This window comes from Geodermatophilus sp. SYSU D00698 (assembly GCF_054050335.1).
Genome location: NZ_JBJGZD010000026.1, coordinates 1 through 15,059, shown reverse-complemented (window position 1 = coordinate 15,059; position 15,059 = coordinate 1). Strand labels below are relative to the sequence as shown.

Annotated in this window: 15 protein-coding genes; 9 read left to right on the top strand and 6 right to left on the bottom strand. The window is 75.6% G+C overall.

Annotated elements, in window-relative coordinates; all coding sequences use genetic code 11:
* The first annotated feature begins 190 nt into the window (after positions 1-190).
* Together ACI8AB_RS19510 and ACI8AB_RS19505 are read left to right on the top strand one after the other, a co-directional pair.
* Complete coding sequence (locus ACI8AB_RS19510; protein ID WP_387992546.1) at positions 191-1,582, top strand: neutral zinc metallopeptidase; 1,392 nt, start codon at positions 191-193, stop codon at positions 1,580-1,582.
* A 91-nt stretch (positions 1,583-1,673) separates the two neighbouring features.
* Positions 1,674-3,068 (top strand): neutral zinc metallopeptidase, encoded by a 1,395-nt coding sequence (locus ACI8AB_RS19505; protein ID WP_456951475.1) that lies wholly within the window; start codon positions 1,674-1,676, stop codon positions 3,066-3,068.
* Between the two features lie 56 nt (positions 3,069-3,124).
* Here ACI8AB_RS19505 and ACI8AB_RS19500 read toward each other — a convergent pair whose 3' ends face one another.
* Together ACI8AB_RS19500 and ACI8AB_RS19495 are read right to left on the bottom strand one after the other, a co-directional pair.
* The gene (locus ACI8AB_RS19500) at positions 3,125-4,093 is read right to left on the bottom strand and encodes a tetratricopeptide repeat protein (protein ID WP_456951474.1); all 969 of its coding nucleotides are present in this window, start codon (positions 4,091-4,093) and stop codon (positions 3,125-3,127) included.
* 35 nt (positions 4,094-4,128) lie between these two features.
* Positions 4,129-4,662 (bottom strand): MarR family winged helix-turn-helix transcriptional regulator, encoded by a 534-nt coding sequence (locus ACI8AB_RS19495; protein WP_456951473.1) that lies wholly within the window; start codon positions 4,660-4,662, stop codon positions 4,129-4,131.
* A 175-nt stretch (positions 4,663-4,837) separates the two neighbouring features.
* On the opposite strand from ACI8AB_RS19495, the gene ACI8AB_RS19490 reads away from it, so the two are divergent.
* The gene (locus ACI8AB_RS19490) at positions 4,838-5,716 is read left to right on the top strand and encodes a hypothetical protein (protein ID WP_456951472.1); all 879 of its coding nucleotides are present in this window, start codon (positions 4,838-4,840) and stop codon (positions 5,714-5,716) included.
* 75 nt (positions 5,717-5,791) lie between these two features.
* Here the strand turns inward: ACI8AB_RS19490 and ACI8AB_RS19485 are convergent, their stop codons facing one another.
* The 4 genes from ACI8AB_RS19485 to ACI8AB_RS19470 all read right to left on the bottom strand — a co-directional run bounded on the left by ACI8AB_RS19485 (position 5,792) and on the right by ACI8AB_RS19470 (position 9,962).
* Positions 5,792-7,258 carry a phytoene desaturase family protein gene (locus ACI8AB_RS19485; protein WP_456951471.1) on the bottom strand — a complete coding sequence of 489 codons (1,467 nt, stop codon included), beginning with the start codon at positions 7,256-7,258 and terminating at the stop codon, positions 5,792-5,794.
* Positions 7,259-7,281: 23 nt separating this feature from the next.
* Positions 7,282-8,307: a methylmalonyl Co-A mutase-associated GTPase MeaB gene (meaB, locus tag ACI8AB_RS19480; RefSeq protein ID WP_456951470.1), complete on the bottom strand. Its 1,026-nt coding sequence runs from the start codon at positions 8,305-8,307 to the stop codon at positions 7,282-7,284.
* Complete coding sequence (locus tag ACI8AB_RS19475; RefSeq protein WP_456951469.1) at positions 8,304-9,494, bottom strand: acetyl-CoA C-acetyltransferase; 1,191 nt, start codon at positions 9,492-9,494, stop codon at positions 8,304-8,306. Before ACI8AB_RS19475 ends, meaB begins: the two co-directional genes overlap by 4 nt.
* Before the next feature lie 192 nt (positions 9,495-9,686).
* Positions 9,687-9,962: a hypothetical protein gene (locus tag ACI8AB_RS19470; protein WP_456951468.1), complete on the bottom strand. Its 276-nt coding sequence runs from the start codon at positions 9,960-9,962 to the stop codon at positions 9,687-9,689.
* A gap of 53 nt (positions 9,963-10,015) precedes the next feature.
* On the opposite strand from ACI8AB_RS19470, the gene ACI8AB_RS19465 reads away from it, so the two are divergent.
* The 6 genes from ACI8AB_RS19465 to ACI8AB_RS19440 all read left to right on the top strand — a co-directional run.
* On the top strand, positions 10,016-10,147 hold the full coding sequence (locus tag ACI8AB_RS19465; protein WP_456951467.1) for an alpha/beta fold hydrolase: 132 nt from the start codon (positions 10,016-10,018) through the stop codon (positions 10,145-10,147).
* Between the two features lie 108 nt (positions 10,148-10,255).
* Complete coding sequence (gene mce, locus ACI8AB_RS19460) at positions 10,256-10,717, top strand: methylmalonyl-CoA epimerase (protein ID WP_456951466.1); 462 nt, start codon at positions 10,256-10,258, stop codon at positions 10,715-10,717.
* A gap of 113 nt (positions 10,718-10,830) precedes the next feature.
* Complete coding sequence (gene ccrA / locus ACI8AB_RS19455; protein WP_456951465.1) at positions 10,831-12,162, top strand: crotonyl-CoA carboxylase/reductase; 1,332 nt, start codon at positions 10,831-10,833, stop codon at positions 12,160-12,162.
* A gap of 183 nt (positions 12,163-12,345) precedes the next feature.
* A complete protein-coding gene (locus ACI8AB_RS19450) occupies positions 12,346-13,779 on the top strand; it encodes a hypothetical protein (RefSeq protein WP_456951464.1) in 1,434 nt (477 codons plus the stop codon).
* A gap of 67 nt (positions 13,780-13,846) precedes the next feature.
* Positions 13,847-14,053 (top strand): hypothetical protein, encoded by a 207-nt coding sequence (locus ACI8AB_RS19445; protein WP_456951463.1) that lies wholly within the window; start codon positions 13,847-13,849, stop codon positions 14,051-14,053.
* 54 nt (positions 14,054-14,107) lie between these two features.
* On the top strand, positions 14,108-15,059 hold a 952-nt coding region (locus ACI8AB_RS19440), incomplete at its 3' end, for a DUF4397 domain-containing protein (protein ID WP_456951462.1).

Here is a 15,059-nt window from a genome sequence, read left to right as displayed (position 1 = left end):
GCTCCCCCGGCTCCGACCTGCGACGGCCGGGCCGCTCCACCCGTGGAGCGGCCCGGCCGTCGTCGCGCGCGGACCCGTTCCCAGCCGCTGCCCGCCCGTGCATCATGGCCCGGCTCCGCGCCCCGGTGGCGCGGGCCGGCCCCGGCTCCCTCGGGGGCCCGCACCCCGGCAGAGAAGGAACCCCAGCTCCATGAGGCATGGTCTGCGCCGCGCGATCGTCGCGGCAGCGGCGGGCAGCGTGCTGCTCACCGGTTGCTCGAGCACCGTCGTCGGCGCCGCCTCCCGCGGACCGGGCGTCCCGGTCGACGTGTCCGACGGCGAGTTCCCCATCACCGGTTCCGCGGACACCGAGGCCGACCGGCTGGCCCGCAACGCCCTGGCCGACCTCGACACCTTCTGGAGCGAGGCCTACCCCGAGTTCTTCGGCGAGGAGTACCAGCCGATCACCGGCGGCTACTTCTCGGTCGACTCCACGGACATCGACGAGTCCGCCTACCCCAGCACCGGCATCGGCTGCGAGCGGGCGCCCGAGGACCCCGACGGCGTGGCGAACAACGCCCACTACGACCCCAACTGCGACGCCGTCGCCTACGACCGCGCGCTGCTGGACCAGCTCAGCGCCGAGTTCGGGCCCTACCTCGGCCCCGCGGTGATGGCGCACGAGATCGGCCACGCCATGCAGGGCCGGTTCGGTTTCGCCGACTCGACGATCGTCGTCGAGACGCAGGCCGACTGCCTGGCCGGCGCCTTCACCCGGTGGGTGATCGACGGCAACGCCGAGCACATCGCGCTGCGCGTCTCCGAGCTCGACCAGGTGGTGCTCGGCTTCATCGGCCTGCGCGACCCGGTCGGGTTCTCCCCCGACGACGACCGGGCGCACGGCTCGGGCTTCGACCGGCTGTCGGGCTTCTACGCCGGCTACGAGGGCGGCGTCGGCACCTGCCGGGACGACTTCACCGAGCAGCGGCTGTTCGTCGCCACCGAGTTCCTCACCGAGGACGACCTCGACAACGAGGGCAACGCGGCGTACGACGAGATCGGCCAGATCATCGGCACCACCCTCCCCGCCTTCTACGAGTCGGTCTTCCCGGGCCTGGGTGAGCAGTTCAGCGCCCCGACCGTCGAGTCGTTCGACGGCACCGCGCCCGACTGCGGCGACATGGGCGCCGAGGACCGCGACCTCGGCTTCTGCGAGGCCGACGGCACCGTCTACGTCGACGAGGCCGACCTGCTCGGCCCGGCCTACGAGGGGATCGGCGACTTCGCCGTGGCCACCGCCGTCTCCCTGGCCTACGCCCAGGCGGCGCGGGCGCAGCTCGGCCTGTCCATCGACGACGCCACGGCCGTCAGCTCCGCGGTGTGCCTGACCGGCTGGTACGCCGGGCGGTTCTGGACCGGCGACTTCCAGGCGCAGGAGATCTCCCTCTCCCCCGGCGACGTCGACGAGGCGGCGATCTTCCTGCTCACCTACGGCCAGCAGGAGAGCGTCTTCCCGAACACCGACCTGTCCGGCTTCGAGATGGTCGACGCCTTCCGCGACGGGTTCCTCAACGGCGGCGCCGGCTGCGAGATCGGTCTCTGACAGCGCACCACCCGTGACGGCGCCCGTCTCCCCCGGGGAGGCGGGCGCCGTCCGCGTTCACGCAGGCCCGTGGCGGGTAGAGGCTCCCGCGATGGACCTCCGCACGCGCTCCCGGGGCGCACTCGCCGTCGTCGTGGCGCTCGGCGTCCTCCTGACGTCGGGGTGCTCGTACGTCGTCATCGGGCAGGCGCGCTCGCAGGGTGCGCCGTCGCAGTCGGTGGGCGACGACGCCCTGCGCGTCGTCGGCGCCACCGACGGGCCGATCGACACCCTCGCCCGCAACGCCCTCGCCGACCTGCAGACGTTCTGGTCGGACACCTTCCCGGCCGTCTTCGGTCAGCAGTTCCAGCCGCTCACCGGCGGCTACTTCAGCGTCGACCCGGACGACGTCGACCCGGCGGCCTACCCCGAGGGCATCGGCTGCGGCGCCGACCCGCGCGAGCTGGAGAACAACGCCTTCTACTGCTCCTCGCAGGGCGTGCCCAACTCCGACTCGATCAGCTACGACCGCGCCTTCCTCGGCGAGCTGGCCGCGCAGTACGGCGAGGTGCTGCCGCAGCTGGTGATGGCGCACGAGTACGGCCACGCGGTGCAGGCCCGGGTCGGGGACCCGCAGCAGCTGTCCATCGCCATCGAGACCCAGGCCGACTGCCTGGCCGGCGCGTGGACGGCCTGGGTCGCTGACGGCAACGCCGAGTTCTCCTCCGTGGACACCGACGACCTCGACCAGCTGCTGCGCGGCTACTTCCTGCTGCGCGACCCGGTGGGCAGGGGCACGGGCGCCCAACAGGCGCACGGCTCCTACTTCGACCGGGTGTCGGCGTTCCAGGAGGGGTTCGACGACGGCGCCGAGGCGTGCCGCGACAACTACGGCCCCGGCCGTGTCTTCACCCAGGGTGAGTTCACGTCCGACGAGGACTTCGCCTCCGGCGGCAACGCGGACCCCGCGACCACCCAGCAGATCATCGAGGACTCGCTGCCGGAGTTCTGGACCCGCGCGTTCAGCGAGGTGCTGGACGCCGAGTTCACCCCGCCGCAGCTGGAGACCACCGCGAGCCCGCCGGACTGCGCCCCGGCCGACGTCGCCCTCGTCTACTGCCCAGACGGCGGCAGCACCGGGCTGGTCGCCTACGACGGTGACTTCGCCGAGCAGGCCTACGAGCTCGGCGACTTCGCCCTGGTCACGGGGGTGGCGATCCCCTACGCGCTGTCGGCGCGCGACCAGCTGGACCTGTCCACCGACGACACCGACGCGCTGCGGTCGGCGGTCTGCCTGACCGGCTGGTACTCCGCGCAGGTCTACAACAACCAGCTCCGGTCGGTGCGGATCTCGCCGGGGGACATCGACGAGAGCGTGCAGTTCCTGCTCGAGTACGGCAACGACCCCGACGTGCTGGCCGACGTCGAGCTGACCGGCTTCCAGCTCGTCGACGTGTTCCGCGCCGGGTTCCTGCAGGGCGCCGGCCCCTGCGACGTCGGGGTCTGAGACCCCGTCCGCCGAGCCGGCCCCCCGCAGGTCCCCACCGCGAGTGGTGGGGCCTCCTAGTACAGGGCGGCCATCAGCTGGCGCCGCGCCGCGGCGACCCGGGGGTCCTCGGCGCCCACGACGTCGAACAGCTCGACCAGGTGCCTGCGGGCCGCGTCGCGGTCCTCGCCGGCGGTGCGGCGGACGACGTCGACCAGCCGGGTGAAGGCACCCTCGACGTCGCCGGTGCCGAGCAGGAAGTCCGCGGCCCGGGCCTGGGCGGCGACGTCGTCGGGGGCGGCGTCGGCCTTCGCGAGCGCGTCGGGGCCGGCGGCGTCGGCGCGGCGGAACAGCTGCACCTGGCGCAGCGCGAGGCCGGCGACCGGGTGGTCGGGCTCGGCGTCGACGATGGCCCGGTAGGCGGCCTCGGCGGCCTCCAGGTCCCCGCGCTCGAGGGCTGCCTCGGCGGCGTCCAGGCGCGGGTCGTCGAGGCCCTCGTCGTCGGCCCCCTCCGCGCCGGGCACCGCGCCGCCGGTGGTGGCGCGCACCAGCTCGGTGACGAACTGGCGGGCCTGCTCCTCGGGGATGGCGCCGGTGAACTCGGCGACCAGCTGCCCCTGCCACACGGCCTTGACCGCCGGGATGCCCTGCACCCGCAGGCCCTGCGCCAGCGCGGGGTTGGCGTCCACGTCGACCTTGGCCAGCACCCACGAGCCGCCGCCCTCGGCGGCCAGCCGCTCGAGGACCGGGGACAGCTGCTTGCACGGCCCGCACCACTCGGCCCACAGGTCGAGGACGACCGGCACCTGGAAGGAGCGGTCGAGGACCTCGGTCTGGAAGGTGGCCTCGGTGACGTCCACGACGGCCGAGCCGGGGGCACCCGCCGTCGCGGCGGCGCTCGGGGGCGGGGCGGCCTGGGCCCGAGCGGCGGCCTCGGAGCGCGCCTTGACGGCGGCGAGGTCGACCGCACCGGCCAGGGAGGCGGCCAGCTGTGCCTGCTGGGCCTGCGCGCGCGGGTCGGGGCGTCCGGGACGGGTGGGCTGCATGCCGTCCATGATCCCACCGGCGGGCCGGTGTGGTGTCAGCCCTCGGCGGACGGGGCCGGATCGACCTCCGCGACGTCGCCGGCGCCCAGGCGGACCCGTCGCAGCAACTCGAACAGCTGCACCTGCTCGGCCTCGGGCAGGTCGTCCAGACCGAAGTCGAGCGCCATGAGCTGACCGGTGGCCACCTCGACGACCTCGCGGCCGCGGTCGGTGATCCCGGCCAGGACGCCGCGGCCGTCGGCGGGGTTGGGCCGGCGGTCGACGAAGCCGGCCCCCACCAACCGGTCGATGGCGTTGGTGACGCTGGTCGGGTGCACCATCAGCCGGCTGCCGATCACCTTGAGCGGCAGCTGCCCGGTGCGGCTGAAGGTCAGCAGCACGAGGACCTCGTACCGGGCGAAGGTCAGCCCGTGCGGGCGCAGCACCTCGTCGAAGCGGGCGAGCAGGATCTGCTGGACCCGGAACACCGACGTCGCCGCGCGCATCGCCGAGGCGGGGCCGAAGCGCTGCTCCCAGGTCTCCCCCGCCCGCTCGATCGGGTCGAACGGCAGCCCCAGCGCCCGGACCATGCGCCCGACGCTACCTGCCACGCGGCCCGCCCCGTCCCCCGCGCCGAGTGGTCACCCGGACGCGCCAGGTCGACCTGGTGTCCCCTCCGCCGCGCCGAGACGACCCCAGGTCGACAACGGGCGGCGCTGTGGACGGCGTCGGCGCGGCACCGTCCTCCTCCGCCATCCTCCGGCGGTGCCCACGCCACCCGTCCGTCCGGAGCGGCTGCGCGGCCGGGTGTTCCGCGGCTCATCCCAGGTCACCGCCGGCCGCCTCACCAGGGGACAGCTGCGCAGCACCGCCTGGCAGCGCCTGTTCCGTGACGTCTACGCGTGCTCGTCCGTCCCGGTCACCCACGAGGTGCGCGCCGGGGCGGCGGCCCTGCTGCTGATGCCGGGCGCGGTGGTCTCCGGCCGCAGCGCCGCCGTCCTCTGGGGTGTGGACGCCGCCGGACCGGCCGACGACGTGGAACTCACCCTGCCGCCCGGGTCACCGGCGTCCACCGCCTCGGGGATCCGTGTCCGCCGGTGGGGGCTGTCGGCCGACCAGGTCACCACCCGCCGCGGCGTCCCGGTGACCAACCCCGAGACCACCGCCGTCGACATCGGCCGCCGATCCGGGCCGCTGGAGGAGTCGGTCGCGCTCGTCGACGCCCTGATCGCGTGCAGGGCGACCAGCCTGGACGACGTCCGGACCACCGCGGCAGCCGCGACCGGCCCCGGGTGCCGGCGCGCACGGCGAGTCGCCGACCTGGCCGACGGGCTGGCCGAGTCACCCCGGGAGACCCGGCTGCGGCTGCTGCACGCCTCGCGACTACCGCGCCCGGTCGCGCAGCACATCGTCCTCGACGGGGACGGGCGGTTCGTGGCGCGGGTGGACCTCGCCTGGCCGGAGCAGCGGCTGGCCGTCGAGTACGAGGGCCGGGGGCACGGTCGGCCGCAGCAGGTGGCGCCGGACCGCGCCCGGCTCGACCGCCTGACCGCGGCGGGCTGGCGGGTCGTGTTCGTGACCGCCGAGGACCTGCGGGAGCCCGACGTCCTCGTCGCCCGCCTCGCCGTCGCTCTGGCCGGGTGAGCGCCCGGTGTCGTCCTGGTGTCCCCTGGGTGCGGCTGAGACAGCGCCAAGTCGACAACAGGCGCAGCGGGCCGCTCAGGCGGCGGGGCGCAGGCGGGGCACCTCGCGGACGCCGAACACCTCGCGCAGCGCCACCTGCGCGGCGTTGTCGCCGCAGGCGCCGTGCACCGCGGGCCCGGGCGGGGTGGCCGAGGACGCGAGGTACACGCCGTCGACCGGCGTCTTGTACGTGTTCCACCGCGGCACCGGGCGGAACAGCATCTGCCGCAGCGTGGCCTGGCCGTTGGAGATGTCCCCGCCGATGTACATCGGGTTCCACGCCTCCATCTGGACGGCGTTCTTGGTGACCCGGTCGACGACCGTGTCCTTGAAGCCCGGCGCGAACCGCTCCACCTGGTCCTCGATGGCCGCGGTCATGTCGACGTCGGAGCCGTGCGGCACGTGCACGTAGGCCCAGAAGACGTGCCCACCCTCGGGGGCGCGGGTCGGGTCGGGCACGGTCGGCTGGACGGCGAGCACGTACGGGCGCTCCGCGGCCCGCCCCTGGTTCGGGGCCCGCTCGCCGGCGATCGTCTCCTCCAGCGTCCCGGCGACGTGCAGCGTGCCGGCCCGCCGGACGTCGGGGTTGGTCCACGGCACCGGCTCGGACAGGATCCAGTCGATCTTGAACACGCCGGCGCCGTGCCGGTACCGCCGCACCCACCGCCGGTAGCCCTCGTTCACGCGGTCGCCGGCCATCGACACGAACGCCTCGGGCGAGGTGTCCAGCAGCACCGCCGGGACGCCGTCGAACTCGCGCAGGTCGGTGACCAGGTGCCCGGTGACCACCTCGCCGCCCTGCTGCTCCAGCGCGGTGACCATCGCGTCGGCGAGGTTCTGCGACCCGCCCTCGACCAGCGGCCACCCGACGTGGTGGCCGAGCATCGTCAGCAGCATCCCGAGCGCGGACGTCAGCGGCTGGCTGAGGTCCAGCATGCCGTGCGCGGCGGCCCCGCCCAGCAGCGCGCGGGCCTCCTCGGTGCGGAAGTAGCGGTGCGCCAGCCAGCTCACGTTGGGCAGCCCGTTGAGCCCGAAGTGCACGATCTGCGGCACGCTGCGGGTCGGCAGCCGCCGCAGCCGGCTGGTCAGGAAGAAGTCGACGACGTCCTGCCCGTGCTCCACCAGCGGCTCGAACAGCCGGCGGTAGGCCGCGCCGTCGGGCCCGAGCGCGTCGGCGGTCTCCTCCAGCGAGTGGTACTGGACCGCGGCCCGCCCGCCGTCGAGCGGGTGCGCGAAGTTGACCTCCGGCTGCACCAGCCGCACGCCGCGGCTGGGCAGGTCGAACTCGCGGAAGAACGGCGCCGCCGCGGCCATCGGCTGCACGATGGAGCAGACGTCGTGCCGGTACCCGGGCCGCATGAGCTCCTCGGTCCGCATGCCGCCGCCGGGCCTGTCCGCGGCCTCCACCACCTGCACGCGCAGGCCGGCGGCAGCCAGCCGCAGGGCGGCGGCCAGGCCGTTCGGCCCGGCCCCGACGACGACGGCGTCCGGCTTCCCGTTCACCGGGCCAGTCTGCCCGGGGCAGGTCAGAGCTGCGCGAGGAGCCGGTCGGCCGCGCGGTAGGGGTCGGTCTCCCCCGCCACCACCTCGTCGGCGAGCGCGGCCAGCGCCGCGGACCCGCGCACCTCGCCGATCCGCTCGCGCAGCCCGGCCAGCGCGATCGCCTCGATCTCCCGGGCGGCCCGCTCGGCCCGGCGGCGGACGCCCTCCCCGGCGTCGGCGAGCCAGCGGCGGTGCGCCTCGACCTCGGCGAGGACCCGGTCGATCCCCTCGTCGCGCGCGGCCACGGTCCGCACGATCGGCGGCCTCCACGCGCCCGGACCGGCGTGCCGCCCGCCGAGGGACTGCGCGTACCGCAGGTCCCGCACGGTCTGGTCGGCGCCGTCGCGGTCGGCCTTGTTGACGACGAACACGTCGGCCACCTCGAGGATCCCGGCCTTCGCCGCCTGGATGCCGTCGCCCATGCCCGGCGCCACGAGCACCAGCGTCGTGTCGGCCAGCGAGGCGATCTCCAGCTCCGACTGCCCGACGCCGACGGTCTCCACCAGCACGACGTCGCAGCCGGCCGCGTCGAGCACCCGCAGTGCCTGCGGCGTCGCCCAGGCCAGCCCGCCGAGGTGCCCCCGGGAGGCCATCGACCGGATGTAGACGCCGGGGTCGCCGGCGTGGTCCTGCATCCGCACCCGGTCGCCGAGCAGCGCCCCGCCGGAGAACGGCGACGACGGGTCGACGGCGAGCACGCCCACGCGCCTCCCGGCCGCCCGCAGCGCGCGCACCAGCGCCGTCGTCGTCGTGGACTTGCCCACGCCCGGGGAGCCGGTCAGGCCGATCACCTGCGCGTGCCCGGTGTGCGGGGCCAGCGCGGCGGCGACCTGGCGCAGCACCGGGCTCGCGTCCTCGACCAGCGAGATCAGCCGGGCCACCGCGCGGGCCTCGCCGTCGCGCGCGCGGGCGACCAGGTCGGGGACGTCGACAGCGCGCCGGCCCCGCCGCCCGCGGGGGGCGACGGGGCCGGGCGTCCGGACGGCCGTCCCCTGCGGGGACTCCGTCACGCCTTCGCGGGCACGTGCAGGATCAGCGCGTCGCCCTGGCCACCACCGCCGCACAGCGCGGCGGCGCCGACGCCGCCACCGCGGCGGCGCAGCTCGAGCGCGACGTCGAGCACGATGCGGGCGCCGCTCATGCCGATCGGGTGGCCGAGGGCGATCGCGCCGCCGTTGGGGTTGACCTTCTCCGGGTCGATGCCGAGCTCCCGGGTCGAGACGAGGGCGACCGCGGCGAAGGCCTCGTTGAACTCGACCAGGTCGAGGTCCTCGGGGTCGATGCCCTCCCGCTCGCAGGCCCGCTGGACCGCGCGCGAGGGCTGGCTCTGCAGGGTGGCGTCCGGCCCGGCGACGACGCCGTGGGCGCCGATCTCGGCGATCGGGGTGATGCCCAGCTCCGCGGCCTTCTCCGCGCTCATGACCACGACCGCGCACGCGCCGTCGGAGATCTGCGAGGCGGTGCCGGCGGTGATGGTGCCGTCCTTGGCGAAGGCCGGCTTGAGCCGCGCGAGGGTCTCGACGGTCGTGTCGGCGCGGACGCCCTCGTCGTCGCGGAACTCGATCGGGTCGCCCTTGCGCTGCGGGATGAGCACGGGGGTGATCGCCTCGTCGAAGACGCCGTTCTTCCCCGCCCGGGCGGCCTTCTGGTGGCTCTCCGCGGCGAAGGCGTCCTGCTCCTCGCGGGTCAGGTCGTACCGGCTGTTCGCCTGCTCGGTGAGGGCGCCCATGGCGACCTGGTCGAAGGTGTCCGACAGCCCGTCGTGGGCCATCGCGTCCACGAGGGTGGTGTTCCCGTACTTGGTGCCGGTGCGGGAGTTGGGCAGCAGGTGCGGCGCCTGGGTCATCGACTCCTGGCCGCCGGCCACGACGACGTCGAACTCCCCTGCGCGGATGAGCTGGTCGGCCAGCGCGATGGCGCTGAGGCCGGACAGGCACACCTTGTTGACGGTGATGGCCGGGACCGTCATGGGGATGCCGGCGGCGACGGCGGCGGGACGCGCCGGGTTCTGGCCGGCGCCGGCCTGCAGCACCTGACCCATGATCACGTACTCGACCTGGTCGCCCGAGATGCCGGCGCGCTCCAGGGCGGCCTTGATGGCGATGCCGCCGAGGTCGGCGGCGGAGAAGTCCTTGAGGGAGCCGAGGAGCCGACCCATGGGGGTCCGGGCGCCGCTGACGATGACCGAGCGGGACATGCTGCCTCCAGTGCGGGTCGCCGACGCTGGCGACCGCGGGTCGGGCCGCGCCGGGCGGACAGGTCGCGGCGGTCGGGCTGCCGGACAGGATAGATCGGTTCTCCAACCGGGGTCGACGGCCGACTCGGGAGGTCGTGTGGGGCACCGACCGGGTCCGCCGCGCCGTGCTGGCCGCCGCCGTCCCGCGTACCTCTACGAGAGCGAGGACGACCCCGACGGCGGGCTCGACGACGCCACCATCGAGCAGTTCCAGCAGGGCGTCCGCGGTGACCGGCCGGCGTTCCTCGACGACGCCACCGAGGACTTCTCCACCCCGGGCGGGCAGCGCCTGCTCGAGAGCCCGGCGGTCAGCGAGGCGCAGCGGCGGTACGCGCTGCAGATCGCCGCGTTCGCGTCGCCGAAGGGCACGCTCGACTGCACCACCGCGTTCGGCCGCACCGACTTCCGGGCCGGCGTCGCGGAGGTCACCGTCCCCACGCTGGTGAGCCACGGCGACAGCGACGCGAACCGTCCCGTTCGAGGTGAGCGGCACGCGCGCGCACGAGGCGATCACCGGCAGCCAGCTGGTCGTCATCGAGGGCGGCCCGCACGGCGTCAACGCGTCGCACGCCGAGGAGTTCGACCGGGCGCTGCAGGACCTCCTCGCGCGCTGACCCCCTCCGCACGGCCGACCGGGGGCCCGTCGTGGTCGACGGGCCCCCGTGGCGTGATGGTGGCCACACCGGGGAGTCGTCTCAGACGTCTTGCGTCAGGATGACGCGGTGACCGCCGACGCGACTGCTCCCGCGGGCCTGCCCGCCGAACTGTTCACCACCATCGACCACGTGGGCATCGCCGTCCCCGACCTAGACGAGGCGATCGCCTTCTACGCACGGGCCTTCGGCGTGCGCTCGGTCCACGAGGAGACCAACGAGGAGCAGGGCGTCCGCGAGGCGATGCTCGCCGTCGGCTCCGGCGACACCCGCATCCAGCTGCTCGCCCCGCTGACCCCGGAGTCGACGATCGCCAGGTTCATCGGCCGGTCGGGGCCGGGCCTGCAGCAGCTCGCCTTCCGCGTCGACGACGTCGAGGCGGTCAGCGCCACCCTCCGTGAGCGCGGCCTGCGGCTGCTCTACGACACCCCGAAGCGCGGGACGTCGGGCAGCCGCGTCAACTTCGTGCACCCCAAGGACGCCGGCGGCGTCCTGGTCGAGCTGGTCGAGCCCGCCCGCGCCCAGCACTGACAACCCGCGGTCGGAGCCACCCGACCTGCGCGCAACCCCTGGGTTACCGGTCGGTAACCTGCCGCGCACCGCCCTACCACCCCTCCGAGCCGACGAAGACCCGGGAGAGACACGTGGACGAGATCAGGGACGCCATCCTCGCCGACCAGCTCAGCGACATCGGCGGTCTGCCGGTGCCGGAGTCCTACCGGGCGGTCCTCGTCCGCAAGGACGAGCAGGACATGTTCGCGGGGATGCCGACCAAGGAGAAGGACCCGCGCAAGTCGCTGCACGTGGAGGAGGTCGCCACCCCCGAGCTCGGCCCGGGCGAGGCGGTCGTGGCCGTCATGGCCTCCTCGGTGAACTACAACACCGTCTGGACCTCGATCTTCGAGCCGGTCTCCACCTTCGGGTTCCTCGAGCGCTACGGCCGCCAGAACGACCTGACCAAGCGGCACGACCTGCCCTACCACGTGGTCGGCTCCGACCTGGCCGGCGTCGTGCTGCGGGTGGGCCCGGGCGTGAACAAGTGGAAGCCCGGCGACGAGGTCGTGGCGCACTGCCTGTCGGTGGAGCTGGAGGACCCGGCCGGCCACGACGACACGATGATGGACCCGCAGCAGCGGATCTGGGGCTTCGAGACCAACTTCGGCGGCCTCGCCGAGCTGGCGCTGGTCAAGAGCAACCAGCTCATGCCCAAGCCCGCGCACCTGTCCTGGGAGGAGGCGGCCGCCCCCGGGCTGGTCAACTCCACCGCCTACCGGCAGCTGGTGTCCCGCAACGGCGCGGGGATGAAGCAGGGCGACGTCGTCCTGATCTGGGGCGCCTCGGGCGGGCTGGGCTCCTACGCCACCCAGATGGCCCTCAACGGCGGCGCGATCCCCGTGTGCGTGGTCTCCAGCCCGGAGAAGGCCGACATCGTCCGCTCGATGGGCGCCGAGCTGGTCATCGACCGGTCCGCCGAGGGCTACCGGTTCTGGAAGGACGAGCAGACCCAGGACCCCAGGGAGTGGCAGCGGTTCGGCAAGCGGATCCGCGAGCTGACCGGCGGGGACGACGTCGACATCGTCTTCGAGCACCCCGGCCGGGAGACCTTCGGCGCCAGCGTCTACGTCGCCAAGAAGGGCGGCACGATCGTCACCTGCGCCTCCACCAGCGGCTACATGCACTCCTACGACAACCGCTACCTGTGGATGAACCTGAAGCGGATCGTCGGGTCGCACTTCGCCAACTACAAGGAGGCGTGGGAGGCCAACCGGCTCATCGACAAGGGGCTGGTCCACCCGACGCTGTCGAGGACCTACGCGATGGACGAGGTCGGCCAGGCCGCCTACGACGTCCACCACAACCTCCACCAGGGCAAGGTCGGCGTGCTGACCCTCGCCCCGCAGGAGGGCCTCGGCGTCAAGGACGCCGAGAAGCGGGAGAAGCACCTGCCCGCGATCAACCGCTTCCGCGGCATCTGAGAGAACCCCGGACGGGGGTGCCCGGACGCCGGCAGGCGTCCGGGCACCCTGGGGGGAGCCGCCTCGTCGTCCGACGGGGCGCCGTCCGGGGCCCACCGGCACCACCCGGGGCGCACACGCCGAACGGCCGGACCCGCCTCGACACGCTGACGACCCTCCCCCGACTCTGCGAGGATGACCCGCATGACCGATCCCCGCCGCGACCTGCTGCCGATGCGCGAGGCCCAGCACTCGTTCGACGTGGTGCTGCGGGGTTACGACCGCCACCAGGTGGCCGAGACCATCGAGCGCCTCGAGGCCGACATCCGGGTCGCGCTCGCCGACCGGGACGCCGCGGCCGCCCGGGTCAGCGAGCTGGCCGGCCAGCTCTCGGCGATGCACGGGGAGATCGACCAGCTCCGCCGGAAGGCCGCGACCTCCGGCCCGGCCACGTTCGAGAACATGAGCGAGCGCATCTCGCACATGCTCCGCCTGGCCGAGGAGGAGGCCGCCGACATCCGCGCGACCGCCGAGCAGGAGGCCCGGGCGCTGCGGGAGCAGACCGCCGCCGAGGAGCGCGCGATGCTCGAGCGGCACGCGGCCGGGCGGGCCGAGGTGGAGCGGATGCTCGCCGAGGCCCGCCAGAACGCCGAGCAGATCGCCAGCAAGGCGCAGATCCGCGCCGACGAGCTGGTGGCCAAGGCGCAGGAGAAGGTCGCCCGGCTCGACGCGGAGTCGCAGGCCCGCCGCGCCAAGGTCGAGGAGGACTTTGAGATCGCGCAGCGCGCCCGCCGCGCCGAGGCCGCGCGGATCGAGGAGGAGCGCGACCAGCAGTCGGTGCGGGCCGCGCAGGAGCGCGTCGCCGCCGCCGAGGCGCACGCGGCGGGCGTCGTCGCCGACGCCGAGGCCTCCGCCGCCGCCGTCCGCCGGGTGCGCGACGAGCTCGCTGCCCGGCTCAACGAGGCCCGACGGGTGCTGTCCACCCTGCCGGACCTGGCCGACCGCCCCCAGCAGCAGCGCCCGGGCCCGCCGGCGCAGCAGGCCGTCCGCCCGCCGGCCCCGGCGCCCCAGCCCGCCGCGCAGCCGGCTCCCCAGCCGGCGGCCTCGGCCCCGCAGTCGTCGCCGCAGGAGCAGCAGCCCGCGGCCCGCCGGGACGCCGACGGCACGCGGGCCGCGGTGCCGCCGGCCGTCGGCCGTCCCGCCGGGGAGCCGCAGACGCTCGTGCAGCCCGCCGTCGGCCCGCAGACGGCCGTGCAGCGCGCCGTCGGCCCGCAGAGCGGCGGCCAGCCGGCGGCGCCGCGCCCGACCCCGCACGCCCGGCCCGCCGAGGCCCCGGCCGGAGAGGCCGCCGCCGCCCGGCAGCCCACGCGGCCGTCGTCGCCGCAGACGCTGCCCGCCGTGCAGCCGGCGGCCGGGCAGGAGTCCGCGTCCGGCCGGCCGTCGGTGGCCGAGACCCAGCAGATCCGCCCGGTGCACACCGCGAGCCAGGAGGAGGGCCGGCACGGCGGCGGGTCGAGCCGCGCCGAGCAGCCGTCCCCCGACGGCGCCCCGGAGCCCCAGGGCCCGCAGACCGCGGTGCAGCCGGCCGTCCGCAGCGGCGACACCGGCGGCCAGCCCGCCGTCCCCGGGCGTCCCTGACCTGCTGCCCGGCGCGCCGCGGACCGCGGCCCGCCGGGCGCTCGGCGACGCCGTCGGCGGGGCGCCGGTGCCCGCGGACCCGGAGGCCACCGAGCGGCTGCGGGTGTGGCTCGCCGCACAGCTGCCGCCCTTCGCCCCGGGCGACGTCGAGGTGACCGCCGCCGGGGTGCTCGTGTCGTCCCGCCACGTCTCCGCGCCGGAGACCCCGGTGACCACCGCCTGGCGGCGCGCCCGGGGGATCCCAGGGGGTGTGGGCCGCGGACCCGCGAGGTAGACGTTGGGTCATCCCCTGACGACAGCGGGTCCGACCCTGCACCGGGAGGCGGAAGTGAGCAGGACGAGCCGGGTCCTGGCGGTGGTGGCCCTGACCGCGGCGGTGGCGGGGCTGCCCACCGGCCCGGCGGCCGCGGACGACGGCGGCCTGCTCCGGCTCGCGCACCTGTCCCCCGACACCCCCGCCGTCGACGTCTACGTCGACCCGGTCGCCGACCCCGCGGCCGGCCAGGTCCTCCCCGCGGTCGGCTACGGCACGGTGTCGGACTACCGACCGGTCCCGGCCGGCGCCTACGCGGTCAGCATGCGCGCGGCCGGCGCGGACCCGCAGAGCCCGCCGGTGCTGTCGACGACGGTGCAGGTCGCCGCGGACAGCGCGCACACCGTGGCCGGCGTCGGCCCCTTCGCCGACCTGGGCCTCGAGGTGCTCGACGACGACCTCACCCCGCCGCCGCCGGGCACCGCGCGACTGCGGGTCGTCGCCGCGGCGGCCGGCGCGCAGACCCTCGACGTCGCCGTCCCCGGCGGGCCGTCGCTGGCCACCGGCCTGGGCTTCGCCGCCACGACCGGCTACGTCGACGTCCCCGCCGGCGCCACGGCGGTCACCGTGACGCCGCAGGGCGGCCAGGCCACGGACCTCCCGGTGCAGGTCGACGCCGGCTCGGTGTACAGCGTGCTGGTGCTCGACCGGGCCGGCGGCGGGCTGACCGTCCGCACCACGCTCGACGCCGCCGGCCCCGGGGTCGTCCCCTCGGGCGGGGTGCAGGCCGGCGCCGGTGGCGCGGCCGGCTCCTCCTCGCTGCCCGCCCTGGTCGCGACCGCGGCCGCCGTCCTCGCCGCCGCCGCGGCCCTGTTCCTGCTCACCACGCGGCGGACGGCGACCGGCGCCGCTCCGGGCCGGCACGCCGCGGGGGGGCGGGGGGGGGGGGGGGGGGGGGGGGGCGCCGCCGCGGCCCCCCCGCCCGCGCCCGCGCCGCCCCGCGCCCCCGGGGGCGGGTGCGGCCGGC